This is a genomic window from Corynebacterium sp., from assembly GCF_030530965.1.
In the GTDB taxonomy this organism is placed as follows: Bacteria; Actinomycetota; Actinomycetes; order Mycobacteriales; family Mycobacteriaceae; genus Corynebacterium.
Genome location: NZ_JAUMTY010000018.1, coordinates 21,612 through 36,524, shown reverse-complemented (window position 1 = coordinate 36,524; position 14,913 = coordinate 21,612). Strand labels below are relative to the sequence as shown.

General features: G+C 59.4%; 11 protein-coding genes. All 11 read right to left on the bottom strand.

Annotated elements, in window-relative coordinates:
* Positions 1-2,962, bottom strand: a 2,962-nt coding sequence (locus Q3981_RS05150; protein ID WP_303124371.1) for a hypothetical protein, incomplete at its 3' end; no start/stop codon positions are given.
* A gap of 67 nt (positions 2,963-3,029) precedes the next feature.
* Positions 3,030-6,614, bottom strand: a complete 3,585-nt coding sequence (gene smc, locus Q3981_RS05145; protein ID WP_303124370.1) for a chromosome segregation protein SMC — start codon at positions 6,612-6,614, stop codon at positions 3,030-3,032.
* A gap of 48 nt (positions 6,615-6,662) precedes the next feature.
* Complete coding sequence (locus Q3981_RS05140) at positions 6,663-6,977, bottom strand: acylphosphatase (protein ID WP_303124369.1); 315 nt, start codon at positions 6,975-6,977, stop codon at positions 6,663-6,665.
* Between the two features lie 81 nt (positions 6,978-7,058).
* The gene (locus Q3981_RS05135) at positions 7,059-8,588 is read right to left on the bottom strand and encodes a sodium:alanine symporter family protein (protein ID WP_046202468.1); all 1,530 of its coding nucleotides are present in this window, start codon (positions 8,586-8,588) and stop codon (positions 7,059-7,061) included.
* Positions 8,589-8,708: 120 nt separating this feature from the next.
* On the bottom strand, positions 8,709-9,449 hold the full coding sequence (rnc, locus tag Q3981_RS05130) for a ribonuclease III (protein ID WP_303124368.1): 741 nt from the start codon (positions 9,447-9,449) through the stop codon (positions 8,709-8,711).
* Complete coding sequence (locus tag Q3981_RS05125) at positions 9,442-10,032, bottom strand: DUF177 domain-containing protein (protein ID WP_303124367.1); 591 nt, start codon at positions 10,030-10,032, stop codon at positions 9,442-9,444. Before Q3981_RS05125 ends, rnc begins: the two co-directional genes overlap by 8 nt.
* 121 nt (positions 10,033-10,153) lie before the next feature.
* Complete coding sequence (locus tag Q3981_RS05120) at positions 10,154-10,912, bottom strand: DivIVA domain-containing protein (RefSeq protein ID WP_303124366.1); 759 nt, start codon at positions 10,910-10,912, stop codon at positions 10,154-10,156.
* Positions 10,913-11,015: 103 nt separating this feature from the next.
* Positions 11,016-11,489 carry a pantetheine-phosphate adenylyltransferase gene (coaD, locus tag Q3981_RS05115; RefSeq protein ID WP_303124365.1) on the bottom strand — a complete coding sequence of 158 codons (474 nt, stop codon included), beginning with the start codon at positions 11,487-11,489 and terminating at the stop codon, positions 11,016-11,018.
* A gap of 103 nt (positions 11,490-11,592) precedes the next feature.
* The gene (locus tag Q3981_RS05110) at positions 11,593-12,159 is read right to left on the bottom strand and encodes an RsmD family RNA methyltransferase (protein ID WP_012731832.1); all 567 of its coding nucleotides are present in this window, start codon (positions 12,157-12,159) and stop codon (positions 11,593-11,595) included.
* A gap of 112 nt (positions 12,160-12,271) precedes the next feature.
* The gene (locus tag Q3981_RS05105) at positions 12,272-12,481 is read right to left on the bottom strand and encodes an acetyl-CoA carboxylase biotin carboxyl carrier protein subunit (protein ID WP_041629395.1); all 210 of its coding nucleotides are present in this window, start codon (positions 12,479-12,481) and stop codon (positions 12,272-12,274) included.
* A gap of 73 nt (positions 12,482-12,554) precedes the next feature.
* Positions 12,555-14,852: an ATP-dependent DNA helicase RecG gene (locus Q3981_RS05100; RefSeq protein WP_303124375.1), complete on the bottom strand. Its 2,298-nt coding sequence runs from the start codon at positions 14,850-14,852 to the stop codon at positions 12,555-12,557.
* Positions 14,853-14,913 lie beyond the last annotated feature (61 nt).

The window sequence follows — 14,913 nt, the reverse complement described above, 5'->3', positions numbered from 1 at the left end:
GTGACTCAGGTGATTCGGACGATTGTTCCGCGGCTTCCTCCGCAGCAACCATTGCCGCATCCCAACGCTCAACCTCAGCTAAGGCCCCCAAGGCACCAATCCACGGAGCCGCCGATCCTTGAGAGGTCAACGACTCTGAATCAATCGCGGTCGGATCGAACGCCGACCGCACGAGCCCGCTCGAGATCAACACACTTGGGCGTTTCGATGCGTCGACAAGCGATTGAGCCAAGCCGACCAACGCAACACTCGGCTTAGACAGGAAGGCGTCACGGACCACTTCAGCACCGCGAGGCAATGAGGTGAACGCCCGCGAATCCGACATCCAGCCCGCTTGCAAGTCCCACAGCAAACTGAAGGTTTCGGCGCCGCCCTCGATTTCTTTCGATTCACCGGCCAAGAAAGCGCTCAGAGAATCGAGCCCGTGGCCCGTCGCATATCCTGGCTGATCCACCATGAGAGCTTGAGGGCCTGGACGTGCCGGCGCGCGCAAGTTTTCGCTGACATCCGCGCAATACACCTGAACAACCAGGGGCCCGACGTTACGAAGCTCCTCGGGCAAGGTCGCTTCACCTTCGACGACACGAACGCTCAAGGCGCGGCGCCACGGAGCCGTCGTCGGCCACATCCACAAACCCAGCGGACGGCCATCGGGCGAGCCCTTGACCACTGCGACCGACGTCTCATCCCCCGGGGCTTTATCCGCCGACACCACCACGGTGTCGTCTTTCAGCTCGATCTGCCATTCCGGCGTGGGGGCCAACGTCACAAGGCGAACCGACGTACTCTTCCGGGTCTCTTCATCGACCCAGCTCAGCTCGATGCTTCCGCCAGACTGCGATGCCAGCGCCGAGGCAAAGTCCTTCAACGGGATGCGCCAGGTCACGCCGTCCCACGTGATCATCTTCTTCGTGCGCACCGGGGACCCGTGATGATTCCTCGCGGTAATCACCGGTTTGTGGAGCTCACTGCCCGTGCGGACACGCAAGAACATCTCACCATTCAACTCGGGACCCGCGCACACCAGCGGCGTTGACCGCCAGCGGGCTTCCTCCCCCTTAAGAGGAACTTGGAAGCGCAGCCGAGGAGGCGTCACCACAATAGGAAGCAGATCGCCGTCATCGGTGCTCACCGTCGCCGAGCCACGCGCCGAATCCGCGCCGACCTCAACCGGATTCGGTTCAATCGACGCCGGCTTTTCCGTCGCCAATTCGACTGACATTGGTGAGAGCCCACCGGCAACCGGGATACGGAAACCGTGGTTGTCCTCGAGGGAGGTCACCAGGCCTTGGACGATCGCATACCGGTGGCGGAAGGACTCATTCCGCGGGCCCCGCAAACGGACAATGTATTCACCTGTCCAGGGCGATTCATACAAATCAGGGTCGAACACGTAGACGGCGCCACCATCGGCGGGCACCTCGACAGGTTCCGCAGGGGTGACCTCAACACCGGCCTGACCAGGGCCGGCGTAGGACGAAATGGATAGATACCAGACTTCATCGGCACCGGAGAGCGTCGCCGGGAATTCCGCCAACAAGCTTTCAGAATGAACAGGTAGCCCAGAGACCGAGCGAACGTGTGAGCACAACTCGCCCTCGGTGAAAATCACCCTCTGCCGAGGATCAACACTGCGCAAGGCCGTGCCGGCAGGCTCCCCCGGGCGACGCACCTGGAAGGACGCAGCATCATTAACGTCGACGGTCCGCGCAATCCAGCCATTCCAGCCCCGAAGCTCCACTCCATCGTCGGCGGGCAACGGGGTTTCACGGACGGGGTCGACGATTTCCGCGTCATCGGGCGAGACCACGATGAGGTCCGTGTGGTGCAGCGATACCTTGCTCGTCACGTTGTGGCCGCGCATCGTGAACGCCAAGAACGGTTCCGAGAGCACAGGGATCGTCCACGAGACCCGACGAACAATTTCCTTGACGACGATTTCCCGGGCGGCTTTGCGCACGGGGACGTCGAGGATTTCAGAGAATCCTTCCGTGTCATTGTCGTAGCCGGTGCGGTACTCGACGACCTCACCGTCAATAGAGACGCGCCACCGCAGCTCAACGACGGTTCCGTCCAAGGGCATTTGTGGCAAACGGAGCACCACGCGCTCCCTGTTGACGTCGTAGACCAAGCGGGGTGACGTCTCCCACGACGCCGTCCCCACCGTCGATAAGCGGTCGACTGTGCCCGCGGGGCGTTCGCGTAATTCGTCGACAAGATCTTCAAGAATCAGTAGCGGGACGCGATAGGAGCCGTCCTTGCCCACTCCCCATTCAGCCCACTGATCGACCTCATACGGGTGCTGGGCAGCCCACCGATAGAACTCGATGATGTCGTCGAATAAACGGGTGGCACGCTCGGGTGCCACCGTGCAGAGGGGCCCCAGCTGCCGAGTGGGCGATGTCTCGACAAAATGCTCAGTCAGCGATGCGCCGGTGACGTTGTCGGGGTCCTCGTCGATGAGCGCGATGAGGCTCGGAATCCACCCCGCCGGAATCGTCGCGTGTACTAAAAGCCGGCCCAACTCGCCATCGGAGCCCGACGCAGCAATGTCCATCGGATCGAGGCCAGCACGAGAGAGAATCTCAGCCACGTGGCCGTCGAAACACCCGTAAAACTGCTCGGCCAGATCGCGGGGAACGCCCAGACCAGCCCAATATTCAGAATCGAAATTGCTTAAATCGGCGATGCGGCCAGCGCGGCCCACCAACGTCGTCGCCACGATGGCCGGGCAGGCCTCCAGAACAGCGGAAAGCTCTGCCCCGGCAGAAATTTGTCGAGTGACAAAACGACCCCAAAAACGGTCCAGGCGCTCTAACTCGTCGCCACTGAGGTTGACCTCGACGGCGAAATCAAGGTCTGACAGCTGCCGAGACAGTTCAAGCTCCGTCGTCGATGCCCAACCCAACAAGGGGTCAGCGGAATCTGCAATAAAACTCGTGGGGGCGTCAACGCCTGACAACTGAGTAATCCTTTCCAAGACGCAATTGTGGCTACACGATTATTCGACGTACACCGATCATCTGAGCTCACGACACTTCCGACGGACCAGCAGGCGATTCGGTGGCTGAGTCAGCAGCCGATCCGGCAGATGAACCGGCCACAGCAGGGTCGCTCACTGGCTGGGAGTGAGGGCTCATTCGTTGAGAGATTACACGTGTCATCCCGTCGCCGCGCATTGTCACGCCATACAGCACATTCGCAATGTCCATTGTCGGTTTCTGGTGTGTAATCACGATCAACTGTGAGTCTTCCCGGAGCTCTTCAAAGAGCGCAATCAACCGTCGGAGATTGACATCATCCAGGGCTGCTTCTACCTCATCCATGACGTAAAACGGGGACGGCCGGGCGCGGAAGATCGCTACCAATAAGGCTAGTGCTGTTAGGGACTTTTCACCCCCAGAAAGCAGCGATAGCCTTGTCACTCTCTTCCCTGGCGGGCGCGCGTGGACCTCGATACCGGTGGTCAACATGTCATCGGGATCGGTCAGGGACAACCGACCTTCGCCGCCGGGGAACAGTGTCTCGAACACCCGAGGAAACTCGTCTTGGACGTCCTCCCAGGCGTCGGTAAAGAGCTGCAAAATCGTGGCATCGACATCTTTAATCACACCGCGGAGGTCTTCGCGGGCCTGCTCAACGTCCATGAGCTGGGTGGAAAGGAATGAATAGCGCTCCTCCAGCGCCTTATATTCCTCGAGAGCCAAGGGATTGACTTTGCCAAGTTGCTTCAACGCGCGCTCCGCGGACGCCAGCCGTTTCTTTTCCGACGCGGGATCAAAGTGGGTCAGATCCTGACTTGCCACAACATCCTCGGGATTGAGGCCAAGCTGCTCGACGATGTGCTTCTCAGCCTGTTCCACCCGCACCAACGCTGCTTCACGTTTAACATCCGCGTCGTGCGTCGTTTTCAGCGCATGTTCGCGCTGCGTCGTGATGGCACTCAACGCGTCCCGCGCACGCCCCCGCTGTGCCGTCGCTTCCGACATGCGCGCGTGGAGTGTGTCGCGCTCCTCGGCCGCCTTGTGGACTGCGGTGTCCACTCGTTCCGCCAAGCTTTCGCACCACTGGGCGATGTGGGCTGCTCGTTGCCGTGCTCGCCGACGAGCCCGCTGTGCTTCTTCGTGCCGACGTCGGTGGGCCCGCTCGTGCTCGGCTTGGCGGCGGAGCCTCTCCGCCTGGCCTTTGATCGCTGACGCGCGCTCCTCGGCGCTACGCAGCGCCAACCGGGCCTCGGTCTCCATCGCACGTACTTGAGTCAGTTCCTCATGCGCCTGATCCCGGGCGATTGCCGACGACTCCTCAGAGGAATCATCCGCGTCACTGATTTCCGCGTCGATGCGCGAGCGTCGATCAGCCAAGTCGGCAAGTTCGGCGTGGATATTGTCAATGCGACCTTCGGCGTGAGCGCGGTTCTCCTGGACCTCGTGGAGCTCCTTCTTCAGACGTTCGACGGCTGCTTCCGCAGTGCTCACGCGCTCTTTGAGGTTCGATGCCACGGCGGTGAACTCAGTGTGCGCAGCGCGAGCAGCACCCAAGGCGTCTCGTCGTTCCTGCACGGTCGTTTCCGCGCCGGCAATCGTGCCCGCGAGTTCCCTCGCCTTGGCCGTGTAGTCCGCCAATTCTTCTTGCGCCTGGTCGACGGAGGACTTGATGTCAAGGGTCGTGGCTTCACCCGAACCGCCACTCATCCAACCAGGGCCGATAACAATTCCGCTCTGTGTCACAGCGCGCAGCCTGGCATCATCGCGAACCAGCGCAACCCCGGCGGCCACCGACGGAACCGCAACGACGTCGACAAGCAGACCAGTCACCGCGTGGGTGAATTCACTATCCACCGACACTTTGTCTAAGAACCACTCGCAGCCCGCGGGAAGATCCGCATCCAGCCGCCAGGTGGATTCCTGCGATTGGCCCATAATCCACGCCCGGCCAGCATCGGCAGCGACGAGCGATTCGAGGGCTTCACCCACACTTTCCGACGCATCCCCCGGCGCGGTGATGGCTTCAGCCGCCTCCCCCAACGTCGACGACAACGCCGCTTCCCATCCCCGTTCGACAGTGACGGAGTCGACGAATGATCCCCACTCCACCGATGAATTTGTGCGGAGCCAGGAAACCCCGTTGGTGGGGCGAACGGTCGCTTCTAAGGTGTCGATGCGCGATTGAAGTGCAGAAATGGACCGTTCGTAGTTTCGATCGGTATCGCGGAGTTCGCGGAGACGTTCATCCGCGCTTGCAACATCGCGCTCAGCCTCACTGACCCGATCCAGTATTGCCCCTGCCTGGGAATCGTGGTCCTGAAGAGCAGCTTGTGCTGAATCAACATCACTTTTCGCCTGGGCTAGGGCCGGAACCACAGCATCCACGGCCTTCGTTGCGCGTTGAAGGTCGTCATTCGCAGCCTCCAATCGCTGGCGTGCGGAATCTTCCGAGGCATCTAAACGCGCGACTCCCTCCCGGCGATCCGCAATGGCCCGCAGCGCAGCTAAGTGCTCTTTCTCAACCTGCTGAGCTTTCTCTTCTTTTTCGTTGACCTGCTCGCGGATCGTCTCTAACCGCTCGGCTGCTTCTTCGACCGCGGTGGTGGTCTCTTCTTCGCGCTCTGCGGCCTCGCGGGCCCGCGCTTCCAGATCCTCTGGGTCCGGGCCACGGTAATCCTCAGATTGATCATCCGCCGACGCCCGATCAGCGGCAATACGCCCGGTCGCCGTAACCCGCTCCGACAACGACGACAACCGGAACCACAGCTGCTGGGCCTCTTCACTTCGCGGCCCGAGCTCGGCAACGCGATGTTCCAGTTCATCGACATGTTCGCGCAATTCCTCAAGCTTCTCGACGAGGGCTTCTTCTTTCTCCCGCGCCTCATTGGCCCGGCGCGTCAATTCGTCGGCGTCGTCCCGGGCGGTGACCAGCGAGTGCGCGGCGAGGTTGAGTCGAGCTTCGCGAAGGTCCGACTGCACTGTCGCAGCTTTTTGGGCTGCTTCCGCCTGCCTTGCCAGCGGTTTGAGTTGTCGTTCGAGTTCTGTGGTGAGGTCGCGCAACCGGTCCACATTGGCCTGCATGGACACGAGCTTGCGCTGGGCTTTGTCTTTGCGGCGGCGATGCTTTAAAACTCCGGCTGCTTCTTCGATATACGCTCGCCGGTCCTCTGGTTTGGATTCCAAGATGGTGGAGAGCCGCCCCTGCCCCACGATGACGTGCATCTCTCGGCCGATTCCCGAGTCCGAGAGCAGCTCTTGGATATCCATCAAGCGGGCTCTAGCACCATTTATTTCGTATTCGCCGCCCCCGTCGCGAAACACCCGGCGGGTAATGGAAACTTCCGAATAGTCGATCGGCAGAGCTCCGTCGGAATTGTCGATCGTGAGGGTGACTTCAGCACGGCCAAGGGGTTTGCGTGCGCCTGTTCCCGCGAAGATAACGTCGTCCATGCTTCCGCCGCGCAAAGACTTGGCGCCTTGCTCCCCCATGACCCACGCGAGCGCGTCGACAACGTTGGATTTTCCTGACCCATTCGGCCCGACGACCGCGCAGATTCCGGGTTCGAGTTTCAAGGTCGTCGACGAAGCAAAGGACTTGAATCCTTTAAGGGTCAGCGACTTCAGGTACATGCCAGTAAATCTATTCCGTTGATCAAATTAGCGGTTACCGAGTAATGGTTAGCGAGCTTCGAACGTTTGGTACCCGCCCCGTGGTTCTTCCCACGACTCCACCACATTATCGACGGAACCGGGGCGATTGGTCGACGTCGGCTCTTCACGCAACCGCGCTAAGAGTTCAGTGACCGGGGCCCGCTCGCCTTCGGCACACACGAGGACTCGGCCGTCGGAGTAGTTAGTCGCGGAGCCCACTAATCCGAGTTCGAGGGCTTGGCTTCGTGTCCACCAGCGGAATCCGACGCCTTGAACGTATCCATGAACCCACGCGGTCAGGCGAACGGGGTCATGTGACTGACCGGATTCAGCTGTAGTCATAAGCTTTGGTCCCTTCCCTACGAGCGTCTACTGCGCAGTATCCTACTCGGCTGCACCAGTTAATGGGCTGCCTGCGGATTCTCACTCAGCGCGGACAGAACCGTTAGCACTGCGCCGAATAACTTGCGGGGCGGGCGTTCCCGGACGACGCCCATAAACCTCCTGACCGTCGCCGCGGATAGTGAGTGGGTCGCTGCCGTCCCAGCATTCAATTCTGTCGTGTCCGGGCAGATTCGGCAGGTCGTCGCGGTGGAAGACCGGCGACAATCCTTGGTTGCGTTGCTGTCGGTAATTCTTGAGAAGCGCGATCGCAGCCCCGCCCAACGGGAGAATGGCGGTGAGGTTGATGGCCACCATGATGCCGGCGAACAGGTCCGCGAGTGCCCAGACGATGCCGACCTTGCCCAGTGAACCACCCAGCACACAGAGGCACACGAGGAACCGGTATGCGGTCATCACCTTGTTATTCCTGGTGAAGAACTCGATGTTGGATTCACCGTAGTAGTAGTTTCCGATGACCGACGAGAACGCGAGGAAGAAGATAATCACCGTCACCAGGTGGACTCCCCAGTGGCCGACGGCGGCCGCAACAGAGTTCTGGGTCAACGATGTCGACTCAACGCCTTCACCAAAGGACGGGTTGTTGAGCAAAATGATGAATGCCGTGATTGAGCACACGATGATCGTGTCGAAATACACGCCGAGGGTCTGAATAAGTCCCTGCTTGACCGGGTGGCTCACCGAGGCCGTCGCGGCAGCGTTCGGGATCGAACCCTCACCGGCCTCATTTGAGAACAAGCCACGACGAATGCCGTACATGAACGCCTGTCCGAAGGTTGCACCCGCGACCTCGCGAATACCCAGGGCCGACGTCACGATCTCAGCAAACATGTGAGGGACCTGCTCGATATTCACCGCAACGACGATGAAACCGGTGACGATGTACAGCACGGCCATGATGGGAACCAGCCAGTTGGTGACCGACGCAATACGCTGCACACCACCGAACACGATGAGTGCCGTCAGAATAGCCAGCGCAACGCCCAACAACGCCTTCCACCACATCGCGTCGGAGCCCGTCGACTCGGTGATGGCGTCGACAATGGAGTTGGACTGAACCGCGTTATAGACAAATCCGTAGGTCACGGTAATGGCGACCACGAACACAGCGGCGAGCCACTTAAGATTCAGCCCCTTAGTGATGTAGTAGGCCGGGCCGCCTCGGTAGGAATCGGTGTCCTTCACCTTGTACAGCTGCGCCAATGTGGACTCGACGAATGCGGTGGCGCCACCGACTATCGCGACCAACCACATCCAGAACACAGCGCCGGGCCCACCGATCGTGATGGCCACTGCGACACCGGCAATATTGCCTGTCCCCACCCGCGATGCCGCCGAAATGGTAAACGCTTTGAACGCGGAGATTCCTTTTTTATCTTTCGAAATGTCACTGGGTTTTTCTGTCAGCGACCGAAACATTTCCGGAACCATACGGATCTGAACGACGACCGTACGGAAGCAGAACCACACACCTGCCGCTAACAGCACCCACGTGATGACGGTCCATAACCCGTCGCTCGAGCCAGTCACCGCGTTCTCAATAGCTGTCATAGTGAACTACCCTACGACCAACGTGAGGAGATCCAGAATTTCTGATGGCCCGCTCGGCGCTATCGGCAAACATTTAACATGTTTGAAATAAATGGGCAGAGAATCTCCAGAAAATCTCCGTCACAAAGCGTCGTGGGCTTCGCGGGCGGCATGGTGCTCCGCTTCTTTCTTGGTGTGGCCCTCCCCGTGGCCCCACACTTTGCCCTGCAAGGACACTGTCGAGGTGAAATGCGGATCGTGGGCCGGCCCGGAAATCGTCGTGTTGTATTCCGGTTCGCCTAAACCACGGCCAGCAATCTTCTCCAGCAACTCCGTCTTCCAATCCATATGCAGTCCGACGGTCGGCGCAGATTCAATCCTGGACTTAAATAAACGCAGAATAACGTCTTTTGCGATCTGGAAACCGTGCTCCAGATAAATGGCACCGAGCATGGCCTCTGTGGTGTCAGCCAGAATGGAATTTTTATCTTTGCCGTTAGTCAGCTGCTCACCGCGGCCCAGCAGCACGTGGTCGCCCAGGCCGATCTCTCGTGCCACATCGGCCAATGCGTACATATTGACGACGCCGGCTCGCATTTTGGAGATTTCCGACTCGGTGCGGTCGGGATAATCACGGTACAGGCGCTCCGCAACGGAGAGCCCTAGCACCGCGTCGCCCAGGAACTCGAGGCGCTCGTTATTCGGCAGCATCCCGTTTTCGTTGGCGAACGAACGGTGGGTCAACGCCAGGCGTAAAGCGTCGGCAGGAAGAGAGACTCCGAACCCATCGAGTAAAGGCTGATGATCAACATCACCAAAAGCAGCGGCCCAGACTTCTTCGCCCGTCAGCCGCTCGTGCTTCGAATTCTTTTGTTTAGACATCACGTAGATCTTTCAGCTTGTCCTGCAATCCTGCCCACCGCGGATCGACCGTCTCTGTCTCCCCGGATACCCCGTCGGGCTCGGGAGTTTGGGAGTCACACTCCTCACCGAACTCTTCGCATGTGGGCGAGAAAGGCAAGGACACTCCGGCTTCGTCGATCACGGCCTGGGTGAGATCCAACCGATTGTCCTTCACCATCGGGGTTGGATCATCGTCGTCCTCATCGTCGGAGTCCTCCGAGGTGATAAACCCCTCCGAAAGCGCCCATACCCCGTTGATGTGGAAGGACAGGTGCGGGGTTAATGGTTTGAGGCACCGCACGCACTCGGCTTCACCGGAGCCCGAAATCTCAGCATCAACCACAAGCCCCTCGCCGACATTGGTGACCGTCGCGTGCACATCAAGAGGGGTGCCGACGCCAAACGCGATCATTTCTGGGCCGATGCGTACTGGCGATGGACCTTCGGTGTCGATGGTCTCTACAGCGCCCGATTGCTGCGATACCGTTGAGACATCCAGGGACAGCGGGTTATGTGCCGTCGGTGTCACTGATTCTTTGCGGTCAGAATGTGAAATTCCCATAACACCGCCCATGGTAATGCACCGCGGACACTACGTCCTCCTGTACCAACTCAGCTATCGCGTCGCCGAGCTAAAACCGCACGACAAAGCGGTTTTCGCCGAGTCTCAACAGTGGATGTTTTTAGTTCCGACGCGCGTCTCGGCCGCGGTAATCGTCGCGAGGTTCACGAGAAGCGGACCGGGAACGTCCGCCGGAGATCCCTGCACCGCCACGCAAAGCAGCGCGATCCTTCCCTACCGTACGCAGCACTGAGGTCAAGGATTCCTCAAACTCGGCCAACTTCTGGTCGACGTACCGGTCGCAGTCGCTACGGAGCTTATCCGAATCAGCATGAGCGGAATCACGAACGCGCGTCGCTTCCTCATTCGCCATCCGTACGACTTCTGATTCGCTAACCAGGCGGGCCTGCTCTTTCAGGCCCTCATTCACGCTGTGGTCATAGGATTCATTACCCGACGCAACCAGGCGCTCTGCTTCAGCAGCCGCGCGGCCTGTGACGTCGTCGTATTCACGCTGGGCATCTTGGACAATGGAGTCCGCCTCGTCCTCGGCGTGGGCGACCATGCCATGGGCGCGATCTTCCGCGTCATTCATCATCGCGTCGCACTTTTCTTGTGCTTCGGCTACTAAACGCTGGGCTTCAGCCTCGGCATCAGCCACCATGGAGTGCGAGCGTTCAGTGGCTTCATTAATGATGCCGTCGCGTTTATCCAGAACATCCTGCGCATCGTCCATCTCAGTAGGTATGGCGTTGCGGATTTCGTCTAAAAGATCCAGGACTTCCCGGCGGGGAACCATACAGTTACTAGTCATGGGTACGCCGTAGGCCTGATCGACCATTTGGAGTAGTTCGTCGATGCCTTCGAAAGTTCTGTACATAACCACTAGCTTGGCAGAATTTTCGTAGTTTTGCAGGAAGCCACGCCAACTAGCCGACGAGACCCTTTAACATTCCTGCTCATCACGAGAGCTTAGACGCGAATTACTCTGAAAACTTCTCTTGCATTGCCGCGATGACGTGATCAGGCATGAGCCCCGACACGTCGCCGCCATAGCGGGCCACCTCTTTACACAGGGTCGACGAAATATGCCCGAACTTCGGTGTCGTCAACAAGAAAAGCGTATCGATGCCAGAAAGCGACCTGTTCATCTGTGCCATCGGCAGCTCATAGGCGTAATCCAGTGAGCTGCGCAAACCTTTCACAAGCGCACTGATCTGATGTTTCGTGGTGTAATCCACCAGCAGTTTGTTCCACGAATCAACATCGACGTTGGGCAAGTGCTCAACTGCTTTCCGAATCAGGTCACAGCGCTCCTCGACGGAGAAAAGACCGTGCTTATTCGGATTAAACGTCACCAGTACCGTGACCTGGTCAAACTGAGCAGCTGCCCGCTCGATAATGTCCACGTGTCCGTTGGTGATGGGATCAAAAGACCCCGGGCAGACAACATGCATCCTTACGTTCCTCTCTCTGGCGCTCCGCGTCCGTGCGCATCATTCTGTGCACATAATATCGAGCGCAATGCGGGCTAACACTGGTTCTACTCACAAGCTGGATCTACTCAGAACGAGTAAAAGACGCCATATCCATACGCGCAGCCCCATACGTCCGCTTCTTTAGCTTCTGCCCGGTCGGCTCATATCCCTCTGGCCACTGTGTCTCAGGGCTGGCAGATGAACGCTCCACGACCACAGCAGCCCCGTCCCTCAGATGGGGAGCCAACGCTACCAACATGTCATGGACAGCTTCGTCGATGAGCGCATAAGGCGGATCGATCAGCACGATGTCGAAATAATTTTCCGGCGCGCCCGACAAATAACTGGATACTTTGAGCTGGACAACGTCGGCATCGACATCGCCGACGCGGCGAATGTTGTCCTTGATGGTCTCGATCGCAGCCGAATCCGTATCGACGAAAACGACGCTATCTGCCCCGCGCGATGCCGCTTCCAGACCCAACGCGCCCGACCCGGCGAAGAGGTCAAGAACGCGTGCCCCGTCAAAACCGAACCGGACACTGAGCGAGGAGAACACTCCCTCTTTGGCCCGGTCAGATGTGGGACGTGTGCCTTCGGCGGGGGCTTTAATGGTCCGCCCGCGTGCGTATCCTGAAATAATTCGCATCTTAATTCCCCTCTTTATGCCTGGACTGTGCCGACGTGTGCGCCAGCGTATGTATGGCCGTGTGTATTACCGCGTGCGCTACTGCGTTGTACCGCCCCGCAAGAGTTTCTAATTAATCCGTTATGGCTACGATCCTGTCGCCACCGTCGACGTTGGAAAAGTCGTCACGATCCAGTGAACCTACCGTACCGGCGACGGGCGATACCACGGGAGCTTCTAGTTTCACAGCTTCGACAACTGCGAGGGTTTCTCCAGGCTCTACCCGCTGGCCCGGGGTGACGTGGTAGTGAACAACTCCCGCGAAAGGCGCACAAATGTCCATGCGGTTCACTTTACCGTCCATGTTGGCCTGCTCTTTGTTCACCTCACCTGGGGAAAACTTACCCCGGGAAACCTCACCCTTTGCCCAAGAACTCCCGCTCAGTACTGCTATAGCCTTCACTGAGCCGTCGGGCGAGACCAGGATCCGTCCGCACGATGTGCTCCGCTTCGGTTTTCGCCGCCTCAATCAGCGGCTCGTCGTGGACGACGTCGAGGAGGCGAATATGCGTGGATCTGCCGGACTGATCAGCCCCGACGAGGTCTCCCTCACTGCGAGTGGCCAAATCTAATTCTGCGAGGGCAAAGCCGTCGGTGGTGGCTGCAACCCCCTGGAGACGTCGGTACGAGTCACTATCTTCCGGCTGGGCCGTGTGGAAGAGGCACCATGATGCATGACTCCCCCGTCCGATCCGCCCACGGAGCTGGTGAAGCTGCGAAATGCCGAAGTTCTCGGCTTCGCGGATCAACATGAGTGTTGCGTTAGGAACATCAACGCCCACCTCGATCACGGTCGTCGAGATCAACACGTCGCAGTCACCGCGGGAAAACTTCCCCATAATGCGTTCTTTGTCAGGATTGGGCAGTTGCCCGTGCAGCATCCCAACCCGTAACCCGTGGAGGGGGCCAGCCGTCAATTGCTCATACATATCGTTCACGCCGCCGTCGCCCTGGATTCGCGGACACACGATGTAGGCCTGCCGGCCCGACTCCACTTCCTCCCGAATCCGCTGGTAAGCGCGGTCAAGCCACCCCTTTTTCCACTCCGGAACGACGGAACTCTGGATGGGTTTCCTGCCGCCGGGGAGCTCCGTGATCGTCGAGACGTCGAGATCCCCGAACGTAGTCATCGCGACGGTACGCGGAATGGGCGTGGCAGTCATCACCAGCTGGTGTGGAGTGAGCGGCCCGTCTTCCGTGTCACGCCCTCGACCACGCAGGCGATCGCGCTGCTCAACACCGAAACGATGTTGCTCATCGACGACGACCAACCCGAGGTTGAAGAATTCGACATTGTCGCTGAGCAGCGCATGGGTGCCGACGACGATATCGGTCTCCCCCGTCATGAGCGAGAGGAGGGTCTCTTGGCGCGAGGACGCCGACATTGACCCGGTGACCAGGCGAATCGTGGCGGCAACGCCAGCGTTAGCCATCATCGTCATCAGCGAGTGTGCGTGCTGCGCGGCCAACACCTCAGTGGGCGCTAAGAGCGCTGCCTGACATCCCGCGTCCACCGCCTGAAGCATGGCGATGAGAGCAACAATGGTTTTGCCCGACCCCACGTCGCCTTGAAGTAGCCGACACATTGGCCTGGTGGCGACGATATCGTCGCCAATCTCGTCTGTGACCGCGCGTTGCTGATCGGTCAGGTCGAAGGGCAGGCCGGCTAATAATTCGGCGCGGTATCCGTCATCGCGGGGAGCGCACTGCGGGGCACGACGGTCCGCCGCAGCGTGGCGTCGTAAAGCAAGGATCAACTGCAATCCCAAGGCCTCGTTAAAAGCGAGGCGCTTGCGCGCCATGGCTTGATCTGCCCACGAGGAAGGCATGTGCATGGCCCGGATGGCGTGATCCAGCGACGGCAGGGGTTTGCCCTGAACAGTGGGCACGCGCGGCAGGGGGTCCGGGATGGGATCGCTATGGGTGAGGACGGTAGTGATCGCGTCCAACGCGGTCCACGAATCCACGCGAACGGGGCGCTTCGAACCCCGTTTTGAGCGCTTCGCTGGACGCTTGGTTGAGTGTTTCGTCGATTCCTTTCCCGTCTTTGAGCTGCCCGTTTCACTATCAGCAGCCGACGTTGACCGCGATGATTCACTCTTCAGCGGATAGATAGGCAACAGCTGGAGCTTGGTGACCAACGTCGCGGTGTCACGATCAATAATGTTCCGGGATGAAGCACGTTGAGAACCATGTTTGGCCGGCTCATCGGCGGGTTGAGTGTCTAACGTCCACTCCTGCGCAAAATCAATCACCTTGTAGGCGGGATGAGCCAGTTGCAACGACCCTCGATACTCCGACACTGTCCCCACAAAAATAGCGCGAGTTCCGACGACCAAATCCCGCGCCGGGGCGAACGCGTTAAAAAACGTGGCGTTGATAGTTTGAGTTCCGTCGGTAATAACCACCGTGTACAGGCGTTTTCGGGTACGCGTCGTGATCTTGTTCCCGCGGAGGATCTCGCCCACGAAAGTCACGGTGGTCCCCACGTCAACAGAGCCCATGTCCGACGTCGACCCGGGTTCGACATACCGCCGCGGGAACCATTCCACGAGCTCGGCAACCGTCGATACTCCGACGGCGGCTAACTGCGAGCGCGTCGAGTCGGGAAGGGAATCGGGCAGGGGAACGACGAGCGGCTCCCACCCCATCATTGGGCGCACGTGTTCCTCCTTCTTACTACCGACGCTGGTCCGGCGTGCTCCGTGGACGTCA